At 70.9% G+C, this 14,488-nt stretch carries 11 protein-coding genes; 9 read left to right on the forward strand and 2 right to left on the reverse strand.

Annotated features, from left to right (window positions below):
- Together B9H04_RS00805 and B9H04_RS00810 are read left to right on the forward strand one after the other, a co-directional pair.
- Positions 1-899 (forward strand): 3-dehydroquinate synthase II (locus B9H04_RS00805; RefSeq protein ID WP_085682360.1); only part of this gene is annotated, 899 nt, incomplete at its 5' end.
- A 71-nt stretch (positions 900-970) separates the two neighbouring features.
- Positions 971-1,585, forward strand: a complete 615-nt coding sequence (locus tag B9H04_RS00810; RefSeq protein WP_049929571.1) for a hypothetical protein — start codon at positions 971-973, stop codon at positions 1,583-1,585.
- A 47-nt stretch (positions 1,586-1,632) separates the two neighbouring features.
- Here B9H04_RS00810 and B9H04_RS00815 read toward each other — a convergent pair whose 3' ends face one another.
- Complete coding sequence (locus tag B9H04_RS00815; RefSeq protein WP_049929572.1) at positions 1,633-2,349, reverse strand: SDR family NAD(P)-dependent oxidoreductase; 717 nt, start codon at positions 2,347-2,349, stop codon at positions 1,633-1,635.
- 154 nt (positions 2,350-2,503) lie between these two features.
- On the opposite strand from B9H04_RS00815, the gene B9H04_RS00820 reads away from it, so the two are divergent.
- The gene (locus B9H04_RS00820) at positions 2,504-3,442 is read left to right on the forward strand and encodes a carbohydrate kinase family protein (RefSeq protein WP_085682361.1); all 939 of its coding nucleotides are present in this window, start codon (positions 2,504-2,506) and stop codon (positions 3,440-3,442) included.
- 69 nt (positions 3,443-3,511) lie between these two features.
- On the opposite strand, the gene B9H04_RS00825 is transcribed toward B9H04_RS00820, so the two are convergent.
- Positions 3,512-5,038 carry a carboxypeptidase M32 gene (locus B9H04_RS00825; protein ID WP_085682362.1) on the reverse strand — a complete coding sequence of 509 codons (1,527 nt, stop codon included), beginning with the start codon at positions 5,036-5,038 and terminating at the stop codon, positions 3,512-3,514.
- Between the two features lie 146 nt (positions 5,039-5,184).
- On the opposite strand from B9H04_RS00825, the gene B9H04_RS00830 reads away from it, so the two are divergent.
- The 6 genes from B9H04_RS00830 to acs (B9H04_RS00855) all read left to right on the forward strand — a co-directional run bounded on the left by B9H04_RS00830 (position 5,185) and on the right by acs (B9H04_RS00855) (position 14,394).
- Positions 5,185-6,231, forward strand: a complete 1,047-nt coding sequence (locus tag B9H04_RS00830) for a threonine aldolase family protein (protein ID WP_049929575.1) — start codon at positions 5,185-5,187, stop codon at positions 6,229-6,231.
- A gap of 159 nt (positions 6,232-6,390) precedes the next feature.
- Entirely contained in the window at positions 6,391-6,747 is a 357-nt protein-coding gene (locus B9H04_RS00835; RefSeq protein WP_080508530.1) for a DUF2209 family protein, read from the forward strand.
- Positions 6,744-8,102: a GTPase HflX gene (gene hflX, locus B9H04_RS00840; RefSeq protein WP_085682363.1), complete on the forward strand. Its 1,359-nt coding sequence runs from the start codon at positions 6,744-6,746 to the stop codon at positions 8,100-8,102. Before B9H04_RS00835 ends, hflX begins: the two co-directional genes overlap by 4 nt.
- A gap of 146 nt (positions 8,103-8,248) precedes the next feature.
- Positions 8,249-10,210, forward strand: coding sequence for an acetate--CoA ligase (gene acs, locus B9H04_RS00845; protein ID WP_049929577.1), 1,962 nt, complete (start codon positions 8,249-8,251; stop codon positions 10,208-10,210).
- A gap of 297 nt (positions 10,211-10,507) precedes the next feature.
- Positions 10,508-12,301: a bacterio-opsin activator domain-containing protein gene (locus tag B9H04_RS00850; RefSeq protein ID WP_085682364.1), complete on the forward strand. Its 1,794-nt coding sequence runs from the start codon at positions 10,508-10,510 to the stop codon at positions 12,299-12,301.
- 98 nt (positions 12,302-12,399) lie between these two features.
- A complete protein-coding gene (acs, locus tag B9H04_RS00855; protein WP_049929579.1) occupies positions 12,400-14,394 on the forward strand; it encodes an acetate--CoA ligase in 1,995 nt (664 codons plus the stop codon).
- The last annotated feature ends 94 nt before the right edge of the window (positions 14,395-14,488 follow it).

Raw genomic sequence — 14,488 nt, forward strand, 5'->3', positions numbered from 1 at the left:
TCTCCGGGTCGGCCGACCTGACCACGCTGCGCCGCCGCGACGACCGCGCGCAGGGTGCATACGTCCGCATCCTCGGCACAGGGTACGAGGCGTTCGCCGAGGCCGCCGCCGACGACGCCGAGTTCACCGTGATCGTGGGCGAGGACTGGTCGATCATCCCGCTGGAGAACCTGATCGCCCGCGTCGGCGAGGAGACCCACCTCGTCGCCGGCGCGACGACGGCCGCGGAGGCCCGGACCGCCTTCGAGACGCTGGAGATCGGCGCCGACGGCGTCCTCCTCGACGCCGACTCACCCGACGAGATCCGCGGCGCGGTCCAGGCCCGCGACGCCGCGGACCGCGAGACGCTCGATCTCCGCTACGCCGAGGTGACCGAGATCGAACAGACCGGGAGGGCCGACCGGGTCTGTATCGACACGGGGTCGCTGATGGACGACAGCGAGGGGATGCTCGTCGGCTCGATGTCTCGCGGGCTCTTCTTCGTCCACGCGGAGACGGCGGAGTCGCCGTACGTCGCCTCGCGGCCGTTCCGCGTGAACGCGGGGGCGGTCCACGCCTACGTCCGCAACTCGGAGGGCGGCACCAACTACCTCGCCGAACTGTCGAGCGGCGACGAGGTCCAGGTCGTCGACACGGACGGCCACACCCGCGAGGCGGTCGTGGGCCGGGTAAAGATCGAGAAGCGCCCGATGTTCCGGATCCAAGCGGAGATCGAGACGGAGGACGGGACCGACCGGATCGAGACGCTCATCCAGAACGCCGAGACCGTGAAGATCGCGACGGGCGAGGGCCGCAAGGCCGTCACCGAGGTCGAGCCGGGCGACGAGGCGCTCGTCTACTACGAGGACGTCGCGCGCCACTTCGGCGAGGCCGTCGAGGAGAGCATCATCGAGAAGTGACCGCCGCGGCGGAAACCGGCCGCGTTCGTGTCGACCAGAACGCATTTTAGAGTTGATTGTTATCAGACGGCATGGCAGTCGCTAACGAGACCGATCGCCGCATCGTCGAACAGGGGTTCGTCGATCGAGTCCAACACCTCGCCCGGGCCGCGAATCCGGCGTTCGCGGCCGGGAGCCTCCTCGTCCCGCTGGCGTTCCTCGGGGCGAGCCTCGCGCTCGGGAGCACCGAACTGCTCTTCTACACGCACGTCGCGGCCGGGGCGGTCTGGTTCGGGTTCGCGCTGATCTTCCCGGCGATCATCGGTCCGACGCTCGGTGGTCTCGGCGAGGAGGCGTCGGCCGCGGTCACGACGACGCTGGTGCCGAAGGCGGTCTTCTTCCTCGTCGGCTTCTCGCTGACGACGGTGCTGTCCGGAACGGTGCTGTTGACGCCCGACCTCGGCCTCGGCTACGGCTTCGGCGGCGCGTGGTCGGGGGCCGCGCTCGCGCTCGGCTGGGGGCTGTTCGCGTTCGGGATCGCCGTGCCGCACCGGCTCCAGCTCAGCGCCTACTACGAGACGCTGTCGCCGGATCCGGACGCCTCGCGGCTCGAATCGATCGAGAAGAAGAACCTCGTCGTCGGACTGTTCGAGGGAGCGATGATGCTCGTGCTCATCGTCCTGATGACCGGGTTCCGGCTGGGATAAGCGCGGAGCGAGTGCGGGGACGGCCCCTCGGGGCGTCCGCGTCGCCCTCACCAAGGGACCCGCTCGCGGTCCTTCCAGAGCAGTCCCCCCGGGCTCCCCGGTGCGAACCTGGCGAGCCACACCGGGGTCTCGGCCCCTTTCGACGGCGAGCGGGGCGCACCGTCCCCGCCCATGTCAGTCCGAACCCACCCGGGGGAGGCGGCGTTGGCGATGAGTCCCCGATCGCCGTACTCCCCGTCGAGGTAGGCCGTCAACCCTCCGAGACCGACCTTCGACAGCCGGTACGGCGGATACTCGCCCTCCATTCGTCCCTCCGTGAAGCGTCCGAGGCCCGACGACATGGAGACCACGCGCCCGCCGGGGCCGTCCAGAAGCAGCGGCAGCGCCCGCTTCGTCAGCAGGACCGGGCCGCGGAGGTTCACGGCCATCGTCCGGTCGAAGTCGGCCTCGTCCATCTCGTGAAGCGGTCCCGACCGGGAGAAGATCCCGGCGTTGTTCACCAGAACGTCCAACGACCCCCGCTCTCGTTCGATCCGGTCGACTGCCGCCCGGATCTGCCCGTCGTCGGTCACGTCCAGTTCGACGGCGCGCTGGTCCGCCGCGGTGACGTCGTTCGGGTCTCTGGCCCCGGCGTACACGGTCGCTCCCAGTTCCGCGAGACCCGCTGCGATCTCGGCTCCGATACCGCGGTTCGCGCCCGTGACGAGGGCGACGTCGTCGGTCAGGTCCGGCTTGAGGTCGATCTCGGGCTGCGGCTGCGACATATGGATCGGGGACGCCCTCCGGCCGGAAATATCCCACAGCCGGACGCACGCTCGGTCTCGGCCATGGGTGGCCGGATCGCGGGCGCGGCTGAGGGGGAATCGAGTGGATAGATTCATGCGGGTACCGCTACAGCGTAGCGAACACGGTGCGACAGTGAGTGACAGCGACCGAGGAGTGGCGGTCGTCGGCGACACGACGGTCGACCTCTACCCCACGGACGGCGGACCGATCGCGCCCGGGAGCGGCTTCGAGTGGCACGTCGGCGGCACGGCGACGAACGCCGCCCGATGGGCCGCTGCGGCCGGCTGCGAGGTCGACCTCGTCACGAACGTCGGGACCGCCGTGCTCGGGGCGGCCGCCGCCGAGGACCTCGCGAACGGCCCGGTCGGCACGGAACGCCTCGCGCGGGTCGACGCGCCGTCACCGCTGACGCTGTACGCCGGGGCAGCGGGCGACGAGGAATGGAACGCGTGGGTGGCCGGAAGCTGTTACGGGTTCACACCGCCGGAGGATCCAGCGTCGTTCGCGGCCTCGTACGAGTGGATCCTGCTGGAGGGAGTCACGCTGCCGGCCGCGGTGAACGGGGCGCCGGTCCGCCCCCCCGCCGCGGCGGCCGCGGAGCGCGGCACCCGCGTCGCGTTCGACCTCAACGGGCGTCCGAACCAGTGGTCGGGCCCGGAAGAGTACCGAGACGCGCTGCGAGAGGTCCTCCCGCGCTGCGACCTACTGTTCGCCGGGACGGACGACCTCGGGGTGGCCGGCGTCGAGCCGACGCCGGCGGGCCTGCTCGAACTGCTCCCGGCGGACCACTCCGCGACGGCGTTCGTCACCGACGGCGGCGACGCGACGCGGGCGATACGGATCGACGACGGGGCCGTCACGGAGCGCCTGACCGTCGCTCCCCCCTCGGCGACGGTTGCCACACCGGCCGGCGCCGGCGACGCGTTCGCGGGCGCTGTCCTCGCCGCGCGGCACGGCGGCGCGTCGGACCTCCGCCGGCTGGCGACGGTCGGCAACGCCGCGGGGGCGGCCGCAGTGGAGACCGTCGGCGCGTTCGACGCGGACGCCGCCGCGACGGACCGGTCGTTCTGACGCACGAGCGCGTCCCGCCGAGGACCGTCAACGGTGGAAAAAAGCGGGTTCGGAGCGCTCGACGGCGCCTCAGATCCCGTACAGCTCGCCGTACTTCTCGTCGACGTAGTCGAGGAAGGCGTCGGCGGAGAAGTCCTCGCCGGTCGCGCGCACCACCAGTTCGTTCGTCTCGTAGCGGGCGCCGTGCCGGTGGACGTTCTCGCCGAGCCAGTCGCGGAGGTCGCCGAACTCGCCCTCGGCGATCTTCGCGTCGAGGTCGTCGATCTCGGCCTCGGCGGCCTCGAACAGCTGCGCGGCCATCACGGAACCGAGCGAGTAGGTCGGGAAGTAGCCGAAGTTGCCGTGGCTCCAGTGGATGTCCTGGAGACACCCCTCCGCGTCGTTCTCGGGACGGTTACCGAGGTACTCCTCGTACTTGTCGTTCCACACTTCGGGCACCTCCTCGACGTCGAGGTCGCCGCGGATCAGGTCGCGCTCGATCTCGAACCGGACGACGATGTGGAGGTGGTAGGTGAGCTCGTCGGCCTCGACGCGGATGAGATTGTCCTCGTACACCTGGTTGAACGCCTCGTAGGCGTCGCGGACCGTCGCGTCCTCGGTCTGCGGGAAGTGCTCCTGAAAGACGGGAAGGAACTCCTGCCAGAACGCCTCGCTCCGGCCGACGTGGTTCTCCCAGAGTCGCGACTGCGACTCGTGGACCGAGAGGTCGCGCGACGTGCCCAGCGGCGTGCCGAAGTGCTCCTGCGGGAGCCCGAGGTTGTACTGCGCGTGGCCGAACTCGTGGATCGTCGAGCCAACCGCGCCGAGCGGGTCGGTCTCGTCGAACCGGGTCGTCACCCGGCAGTCGAACTGGTTCCCGGACGTGAACGGGTGTGAGGAGACGTCGAGACGGCCGCGGTCGAAGTCGTAGCCGACGAGCTCGAGCGCCTCTCGCGAGCGCGACTCCTGCCCGTCCTCGGGGAAGGTCCCCTCGACGGTGTCGACGGCGAGCTCGACATCGGACGCGCGGATCTCCTCGATCATCGGGACGAGCGCCTCGCGGAGCTCGGTGAGGATCGACTCCGCGCGCTCCATCGAGAGGCACGGCTCGAACTCCTCGAAGAGGACCTCGTAGGGGTCCCGGTCGGGGTCGATGTGCTCCGCGTACTCCCGCTTCAGCTCGACGTGTTTCTCCAGGTACGGCGCGAAGGTCTCGAAGTCGTTCTCGGCCTTCGCCTCCTCCCACGCCTGAAGCGCCTCGGAGCCCGTCTCGGAGATCTCCTCGACGAGTTCGACCGGGACGGCGTCGGCGCGCTCGTACTCGCGGCGGACCTCCCGGACGACCGCGGCCTGCTCGTCCGTGAGGTCGGCGTCGTCGAGTTCGTCGAGCAGTTCGCCCGTCTCGTCGGCGGTGACCATGTCGTGGTGGACCGAGGAGAGCGCCGAGAGCTGCTTCGACCGCGCGGGCGTGCCGCCCTCGGGCATCATCACCTGCTGGTCCCAGCCGAGGACGCCGGAGGCGCTCCCGACCGCGTTCCACCGCTGGACGCGGTCGAGGAGCGCGCCGTAGGCGTCCGGTGCGTCGGCTGCGTCGTCTGTCGCGGCTTCCGTTGCCATACGTCACGGATCGATCCCGGTCAATAAGAAGGGACCGAACGCGGAACCGACCGCGCCGAGCGCGGATCTCCCGCCCCGCGTTCGCTGCGCCGCTCGCTCGCCGAGCGCGGGATATATGCCCGGCGCCGCGGTAGGGCCTACAACAGATGTCCGACGACGAGTTCATCGACCTGCGGTCCGACACCGTCACGACGCCCTCCGAGGAGATGCGCGACGCGGCCGCGACCGCCGAGGTCGGCGACGACGTGTACCGCGACGACCCGACGGTCAACGAGTTAGAGCGCCAAGCTGCCGACGCGGTCGGCACCGAGGCCGCGCTGTACGTCCCCTCTGGGACGATGGCCAACCAGATCGCGGTCCACGCGCACACGGAGCCGGGCCAAGAGCTCCTCTTGGAGCGCGAGTCGCATATCTACCGCTGGGAGCTGGCGGGGGCGGCGAAGCTCTCCGGCGTCCAGACGCGGACGATAGACGCCGGCGAGCGGTGCGTCCCGACCCCCGAGGCGGTCCGTGAGGGGCTCGTCGGCGAGGACCTCCACCGCCCCGGGACCGGTCTCCTCACCGTGGAGAACACCCATAACTACCGCGGCGGGATCGCGGTCCCGGTCGACCGGATCGCGGCCGCGGCCGAGGCCGCCCGCGAGGCCGACGTGCCGGTCCACCTCGACGGCGCGCGTGTCTTCAACGCCGCGGTCGCGCTCGGCGTCGACGCGAGCGAGATCGTCGCCCACGCCGACAGCGTCACGTTCTGTCTCTCGAAGGGGCTCGGCGCCCCGGTCGGCTCGATTCTCGCCGGCGACGAGGCGTTTATCGAGGACGCCCGCCGGGTCCGCAAGCTGTTCGGCGGCGGGATGCGCCAGGCCGGGATGATCGCCGCGCCGGCGCTCCGCGCGCTGGAGAACGTCGACCGCCTCGCGGAGGACCACGCAAACGCGGAGCGGCTCGCGGCCGGCCTCGACGCGCTCGACGGCGTCGACGCGCCCGCGCCGGACACGAATATCGTCGTGGCGGACACCGAGGCGGCCGGCATCCCAGCCGAGTCGCTCTACGCGGCCTGTAAGGACGCCGGCGTCGGCTGCGTCGAGTTCGACGACTACACGACGCGGTTCACGACTCACCTCGACGTCGACGAGGGCGACGTCGACGAGGCGGTCGACCGCGTCGCGGACGTCGTCGACAGCCTCCGGAACTGACCGTGCCGTTCGGGCCGCCGGGCCGCTCTGCGCGGCGACCCACGAAAACGTTCAATTCGACGGCCCACGTACGGCCTCGCATGGACGCACGAGCAGTCGACGCGAACGCGCGCGCCGGTCGAACGGTGGTGGACGGTTCCCGCCCCTGAGGTCGTCGGCGTGGACATCAGCGGCCGTCACGAGGAGGACGGCGAGTACCTGATGGTCGCGGCCGCGGTCCACGCGCGGATCGACTCCTCCCGGATCCGCTCCGTGGAAGGGATGGGGTTCGCCGCCGCGCGCGAGGGGCCGACGCTGGAGGCGACCGTCGCGCTCGCCGCCGACGCGGTGGGCGACCTCCCCGCGCCGCCCGACGGTCCGATCGTCGCCGAGGGCGGCGAGTTCTACGAGGAGTCGGCCGACCGCGTCGGACTCAGCTTCCAGCCCGAGTTTAAATACGTCGAGAGCATAGGCGAGCGCGAGACAGTGCAGGCAGCACACCACGCCGCGTACGCGGCCCGGGACCTCCTCCGATGAGCGACGGCGCCGGAGCGGGGGCGGCCGACGCCGACTCAGGAACCGACGGACGCCGAGCGGTCGTCGCCAAACGCGTCGACTCCGGTGCGGCCGACCTCTCCGAGATCCGTCAGTTAGCGGCGGCGGCGGGCTACGACGTGGTCGGCGAACTCACCCAGACCCGGACCGAGGACGCCGCGTTCATGTTCGGCGAGGGGAAGGTTGCGGAGCTGCGAGACCTCGTCCGGCACGCCGACGCTGACGCGGTGATCATCGACAACGACGTGGGGCCGTACCAGACGTTCAACGTCGGCGGGAAGCTCCCCGAAGGCGTCGAGGTGGTCGACCGATTCACGCTCATCCTCGAGATATTCGGCCAGCGCGCGAACACGCGGAAGGCGCAGCTCCAGGTCGAGCTCGCGGAGCTTCGCTACGAGCTCCCCCGGGCGGAGGCGAAGGCAAGCCTCGCGAAGCGCGACGAGCGCCCCGGGTTCATGGGGCTCGGCGAGTACGACGAGAGCGTCGAGCGCGACATCAAACGACAGATATCCGGGATCCGCGACGAGCTGGCGTCGATCGCGGGGAAGGGGGAGGCGCGCCGCGGGCAGCGCCGCGACTCCGGCGTCGACCTCGTCGCGCTCGCGGGGTACACCAACGCCGGGAAGTCGACGCTGATGCGCCGGCTCGCGGACGAGCTGGCGGTCGACGAGAACGCCGAGCGTCACCGCGACCTCGACACCACCGCGGAGTCGCAGGACATGCTGTTCACGACGCTCGGGACCACGACGCGCCGGGCCGAGATGGAGAAGCGCGACGTGCTGCTGACGGACACGGTGGGGTTCATCGCGGACCTCCCCCACTGGCTCGTGGAGTCGTTCGAGTCGACGCTCGACTCGGTGTACCGCGCCGACCTCGTCCTCCTCGTCGTCGACGCGAGCGAGCCGGTCGAGGCCATGCGCGAGACGCTCGTCACGAGCCACGACACCCTCTACGAGCGCAACGAGGCCCCGGTCGTCACCGTGTTCAACAAGATCGACCGGCTGGAGCCGGGAGCGCTCGCCGACAAGCGCGCCGCGCTCTCCGGCGTCGCGCCCGACCCGATCGCCGTCTCGGCGAAGACGGGCGCCGGGGTCGCCGAACTCCGCGACCGGGTCGAGGACGAACTTCCCGACTGGGAGCGCGAGCGGCTCGTCCTCCCGGTCTCCGACGAGGCGATGAGCCTCGTCTCGTGGGTCCACGACCACGGATACGTCGCCGAGGAGACGTACGCGGGCGACCAGGTGACCGTCGACTTCGAGGCGAAGCCCTCGATAGTCGCCCGCGCCCGGGCGAAGGCTGCCGAGATGGCGGCGGCGCCCGCCGAAGCGTCGGCCTGACCGCCGCGGGTCGGGCGCTCGCCGAAGACCGTCCGACCGCCGCCCGGCCCCGCGCAGACCGCTCCGGCCGGACCGTCCTGCCCAGACCGTTTCGCCCGGCGAGCGGTCGGACAAAGTATACGTTCCTCCGCGGGCCATCACGTGGTATGGACGACTCCGGTGGCGGGGGGCGGCTGACAAACGGCGACGAGGATGTCGTCCCGCCGCCGGCCGACTTCCTGGAGCGAGCCGCCGCCGATGACCCGGGTGTGTACGAGCGGTTCGAGCGGGAGGGGCCTGACGCGTGGCGCGCGGCGGCCGACCTCCTGACGTGGGACCGCGAGTACGAGACGGTCCTCGACGACTCCGAGCCGCCGTTCTACGAGTGGTTCCCGGACGGGCGGCTCAACGCCGCGGCGAACTGCGTCGACCGCCACCTCGACGACCGCCGGAACCAGCTCGCGATCCGGTGGTTCGGCAAGCGCGGCGAGCGCCGGTCGTACACCTACCTCGACCTCCACCGCGAGGTGAACGCGGTCGCGGCCGGGCTCCGCGACCTCGGCGTCGAGGAGGACGACGTGGTCACGCTGTACCTGCCGATGGTCCCGGAGCTACCGATCGCGATGCTGGCGTGCGCTCGCATCGGCGCGCCGCACAACGTCGTCTTCGCGGGGCTGTCCGCGGAGGCGCTCGCGACCCGGATCGACGCGGCCGACTCCGAGTACCTGATCACCTGCGACGGCTACTACCGCCGCGAGGACGCGTTCAACCAGAAATCGAAGGCGGACAACGCCCGGATCCGCGCCAAGAGCGAGCTGTCGGCCGCCGTCGTCGTCGATCGCCTCGGCGACGAGCTGGCCGTCTCGCTCGGCGACGACGAACACGAATACGGCGCGCTCGTCGACGCGCACGACGGCGAGACCGTCGAGCCGGTCGCCCGGGACGCGACGGATCTGCTGTTCGTGATGTACACCTCGGGCACGACCGGCCGGCCGAAGGGGGTCGAGCACGCGACGGGCGGCTACCTCGCGCACGTCGCGTGGACGACGCGGAAGGTCTTGGACGTGCGCCCGGACGACACCTACTGGTGCGCCGCCGACATCGGCTGGATCACCGGGCACTCCTACGGGGTGTACGGCCCCCTCGCGACCGGGACGACCACGGTGCTGTACGAGGGATCGCCCGACTACCCCGACCGCGACCGCGTCTGGGACCTGATCGAGCGCAACGCGGTGAGCGTCTTCTACACCTCACCGACCGCGATCCGGTCGTTCATGAAGTGGGGCGCGGAGTACCCCGAGTCGCACGACCTCTCGTCGATCCGCCTGCTCGGGACGGTCGGCGAGTCGATCACGCCGAAGGCGTGGCGCTGGTACCGCGAGCACGTCGGCGGCGGCGACGCGCCGGTCGTCGACACGTGGTGGCAGACTGAGACCGGAGCCATCGCGCTTGCCACCCTCCCCGGGATAACCCCCATGAAACCGGGGAAGGTCGGCCCGCCGCTGCCCGGGATCGACGCCCGCGTCGTCGACGAGGACGGCGAGCCGGTCGATCCCGGCGAGTCCGGGTACCTCGCGCTCGCGTCGCCGTGGCCCGGAATGTTGCGCGGGCTCCGGGAGGGCGACGAGCGCTACCTCCGGGAGTACTGGCTCAGGGGCGAGGACGGCTGGCGCTACCGGACCGGCGACGGCGCGACCGTCGACGAGGACGGCTACGTCACGATCCTCGGTCGCGTCGACGACGTGATCAACGTCCGCGCCCAGCGGTTCAACACCGGGGAGCTGGAGGCGGCCATCGTCGACGCCGACGGCGTGACCGAGGCCGCCGTCGTCGGCGACGGCGACGGCCGCATCGTGGCGTACGTGACGACGAAGAGCGGCGTCGAGCCCGACGAGGGGCTCCGCGACGCCGTCGCCGACCGGCTGGCGGGGGCGGTCGGCGACGTGGCCCGCCCGGACCGGATCGTGTTCACCCCGGAACTCCCGAAGACGCGCTCCGGGAAGATCATGCGACGGTTGCTGGAGGACATCGCCCGCGGCGAGGAGTTCGGCGACGTGAGCGCGCTCCGGAACCCGGAGGTCGTGGGCGAGATCGAGTCGACCGTCAGAGACGAGAACAGCCGGCCGTAGCTTCGGTCGCCGCCACCCGCCCGCGACGCCGGCGAACGTTCCGCACCGGTCGGCTTCCGTCTGCTGCCACCGACCGTACAGCCCCTTTTGCCGCGTCGGCGTGTCGGGATGTCGGGGTGGGATCGCGTTGGCGAGGGTGCGGGCGGAAGTATTTCGGGAATGCGAGCAGATGCGAAGTACTTCTCCGGAACATCGTTTCCGAACGGAGGAATCTCGCGACGACGCGGTAGCTCAGGGGACCGAGATCCGCGTTTCCGGAACAGTTTTGTTTCGGCTTCTTATTGGTTCCCGAAACGAATGGTCGACGGACTCGACGCGGACGCCTACGACGCGCTCGTCACCGCCGCGGAGACGTATCGAGCGGCGCTCGTCGTCAGGCTGGCGGGCGAGGCCGGCCTCCGGACGGAGGAGATAACCCGCGTCGCCCCGCGACACCTCCACGAGGCGGAGTCGGGCGCCGGCGCGCGGCTCCTCGCGGTACCGGCGGCCGAGGACGGCGAGCGTGAGGACGGAGACGGGGCGCCGCCGGCCGACATCGACGAGCAGATCGACCGCGAGACCGTCGTTCCGGCCTCGTTGGCCGCCGACCTCGTCCGGTACGCGACGAGCGAGGGGCTCGGCGCGGACGACCCGTACGTCGACGTCTCGCCCCGCCGGGTCCAGATGATCGTGCGCGAGACGGCGGCGCGAGCGGCGAATCGCACCGACGCCGCCCCCGAGGAGCGGGTCACGCCGAGCGCCCTCCGGAAGACGTTCGCCAGACGGCACCTCGTCGACCGAGATGTCGACCCGCGCGCCGTCCGCGACGCCGGCGGCTGGGAGTCGCTCGGCACGCTCGACCCGTACCTCGACCCGCTCGACGGGGAGGCGCTGGCGGCCGCCCTCGCCGTCGACGCCGGCGCCGACGCCGACGCCACCGTCGGGCGGACCGGGACGACCGTCCTCCCGGGGTTCGAGGCGCTCACCGAGTCCGGGCCGTCAGACCCCGTCGCCGCCGTCGCCGCCGGGCTGACCGAGGCGGACCGCTGGACAGAGGCGTGGTTCGCCCGTCGGGCGGTCGGGGGCGAGCGGGTCGAGATCGCCGCGACCGCGGGCGTCGACCGGGCGACGCTCGCGGAGCGCGACGTGTCCGCGCGGGGCCCGTGGCAGGACGCGATAGCCGACGAGGCGCCGGTCTCGACCGACGGCCGACAGGAGACCGGCGGCCGGCCCGCGGTCGCGGTGCCGGCGGCCTACGAGGGCGCGGTCCACGGCGCGCTCTGCGTCGTCGCCGCCGCCGCAGACCCGGTCGACGACGCGGAGACGCGTTCGCTCGCGGTCCTCGGACGCTGCCTCGGTCGGCTGATCACCGCGGACCGGTGGCGGGAGCTGCTCCACTCCGACGCGGTCACCGAGGTCGAGTTCCGCGCGACCGACGACGGCGCGTTCCTCGCCCGGGCGAGCGAGCGGCTGGACTGCCGGATCGAACTGGCCTCGACCGTCGACGTCGACGACGAGGTCTCCCGGGCGTACCTCTCCGTCGACGGGGCCGGTCCGCAGGAGTTCGCGACCGTCGTCGAGGAAGTCAGGGGCGTCTCCGACTTCCGCGTGATCGAGACCCGGGAGGACGGGTGTTCGGCGTCGGTGCGCCTCGCGGGCGGGTCGCTCGTGAGGGCGCTCATCGACCACGGGGCGACGGTGCGCGACGCGTCGGCCGCAGACGGGCGGGTCCGCGTCGTCGCCGACTTCCCGGAGGGAACGAACGTCAGGCCCGTCGCCGACGGGCTCCGCGACCGGTTCGCGGGCGTCAGGCTGGCGAGCAAGGAGTCGGTCGCGCGCTCGCCGCGCACGGAGTCGGCGCTGCGGGACGGGATCGCCGACCGGTTCACCGACCGCCAGTGGGCCGCGCTGTCGGCGGCGTACCACGGCGGGTACTTCGACTGGCCGCGCGGCAGCACGGCCGAGGAGGTCGCCGACGCGATGGACGTCTCCTCCCCGACGTTCCACAACCCCCTCCGAAAGGCCCAGCGCGCCCTGCTCGACGGCGTCTTCGAGGAGGACGGAGATCGGGCCTCCCGCGAGGACGGGAGGATCGTCGGCGCCGACGAGTAGGGGCCGTCGAGCAGGGCGCCTCGCCGGGGTATCCATCACGATTTTTCGTATTTAGCGTCAGCGTTTATATGGTGATATTGGTTGGATACGACCGTACCATGACAGAGGGAGACGGCCAACTGGAAGCGAGATTAGCGGAGCAAGAGGTGTTCGAGCCGTCGGAGTCGTTCGTCGAGCAGGCGAACGTCTCCGACCCGGAGATATACGAGGAGTTCGAGGAGAACTGGCCGGAGTGTTGGGAGACGGCCGCCGACCTGCTGGAGTGGGAAACCGACTACGACCGGGTGCTCGACGACGACGACCCGCCGTTCTACGAGTGGTTCACCGGCGGCGAGCTGAACGCGTCGGCGAACTGCCTCGACCGACACCTCGACAACCGCGGCGACGATGTCGCCATCGAGTGGGTCGGCGAGCCCGTCGACGAGGACGACCGCTCGTACACCTACGAGGAGCTCCACCGCGAGGTGAACGAGTTCGCCGCCGCCCTTCGGGAGCAGGGCGTCGAGGAGGACGACGTGGTCACGATGTACATGCCGATGATCCCGGAGCTGCCGATCGCGATGCTGGCGTGCGCTCGCATCGGCGCGCCCCACAGCGTCGTGTTCGCCGGGTTCTCGGCCGACGCGCTCGCGACGCGGATGAACGCCGCGGAGTCGGAGTACCTCGTCACCTGCGACGGCTACTACCGCCGCGGCGACCCGCTCGACCACCTCGACAAGGCGAACGAGGGGCTCGCGGGCGTCGACCACGACACCACGACCGTCGTCGTCGACCGGCTCGGGCCGAACGGCGACGACTTCGGTCACGACCTCGGCGGCGACCAGCTCGACTACGGCGACCTCGTCGCGGCCCACGAGGGCGCCGAGGTCGAGCCCGTCACCCGGGACGCCGAGGACATGCTGTTCCTGATGTACACCTCGGGAACCACCGGGAAGCCGAAGGGCGTGAAACACACGACCGGCGGGTACCTCTCGTGGGTGTCGTGGACCTCGCAGTCCGTCCTCGACATCAAGCCGGATGACACGTACTTCTGCTCGGCCGACATCGGGTGGATCACCGGTCACTCCTACATCGTCTACGGGCCGCTCTCGCTCGGCACGACGACGATGATGTACGAGGGGACGCCCGATCACCCCGAGCAGGACCGGCTCTGGGAGATCGTCGAGGAGTACGAGGCGACCCAGCTGTACACGGCGCCCACGGCGATCCGCGCGTTCATGAAGTGGGGCGCGGAGTACCCCGACCGTCACGACCTCTCCTCGCTGCGCCTGCTCGGCACGGTCGGCGAGCCGATCAACCCGCGCGCGTGGAAGTGGTACTACCAGCACATCGGGGACGAGGAGTGCCCGATCGTGGACACGTGGTGGCAGACCGAGACCGGCGGGATGATGGTGACCACGCTGCCCGGCGTCAAGGACATGAAGCCCGGCGCCGCGGGACCGCCGCTGCCGGGGCTCGACGTTCAGATACTCGACACGCTCGGCGAGGCGGTCGAGCCCGGGAAGGCGGGGTACCTCACGGTACAGAAGCCGTGGCCCGGCATGCTCCGGACGCTGTACAACAACGACGAGCGCTACATCGAGGAGTACTGGGCGGAGTACTCCGACACCGACAGCGACGACCCCGACGACTGGGTGTACTTCCCGGAGGACGGGGCGAAGATCGACGAGGACGGCTACATTACCGTCCTCGGCCGCGTGGACGACGTGCTCAACGTCTCCGGCCACCGGCTGGGAACGATGGAGATCGAGTCCGCCATCGTCGGGGTCGAAGGGGTGGCGGAGGCGGCCGTCGTCGGCGGCAATCACGACATCAAGGGCGAAGCGGTGTACGCCTACGTGACGACCGAGGACGGCTACGAGGGCGACGACGAGCTCCGCGACGCGATCGTCGCGGGCGTCGAAGACGCCATCGGCCCGATCGCCCGGCCCGAGCAGGTCGTGTTCACGCCCGACCTGCCGAAGACCCGATCCGGGAAGATCATGCGCCGCCTGCTGGAGAACATCGCCGACGGCAAGGAGCTCGGGAACACGAGCACGCTTCGGAACCCCGAGATCGTCGAGGAGATCCAACAGAAGGCCGACGCCGAGTAGCGCTCGGCGCACCGTTTTCGATCCGTCTCAGCCACGACCACGACGGACGACGCGACGGCAACTATCACGAAAAACTCAGATAAACAAACTCGCG

Origin of the sequence: Halorubrum ezzemoulense DSM 17463, from assembly GCF_002114285.1 — an archaeon.
In the GTDB taxonomy this organism is placed as follows: Archaea; Halobacteriota; Halobacteria; order Halobacteriales; family Haloferacaceae; genus Halorubrum; species Halorubrum ezzemoulense.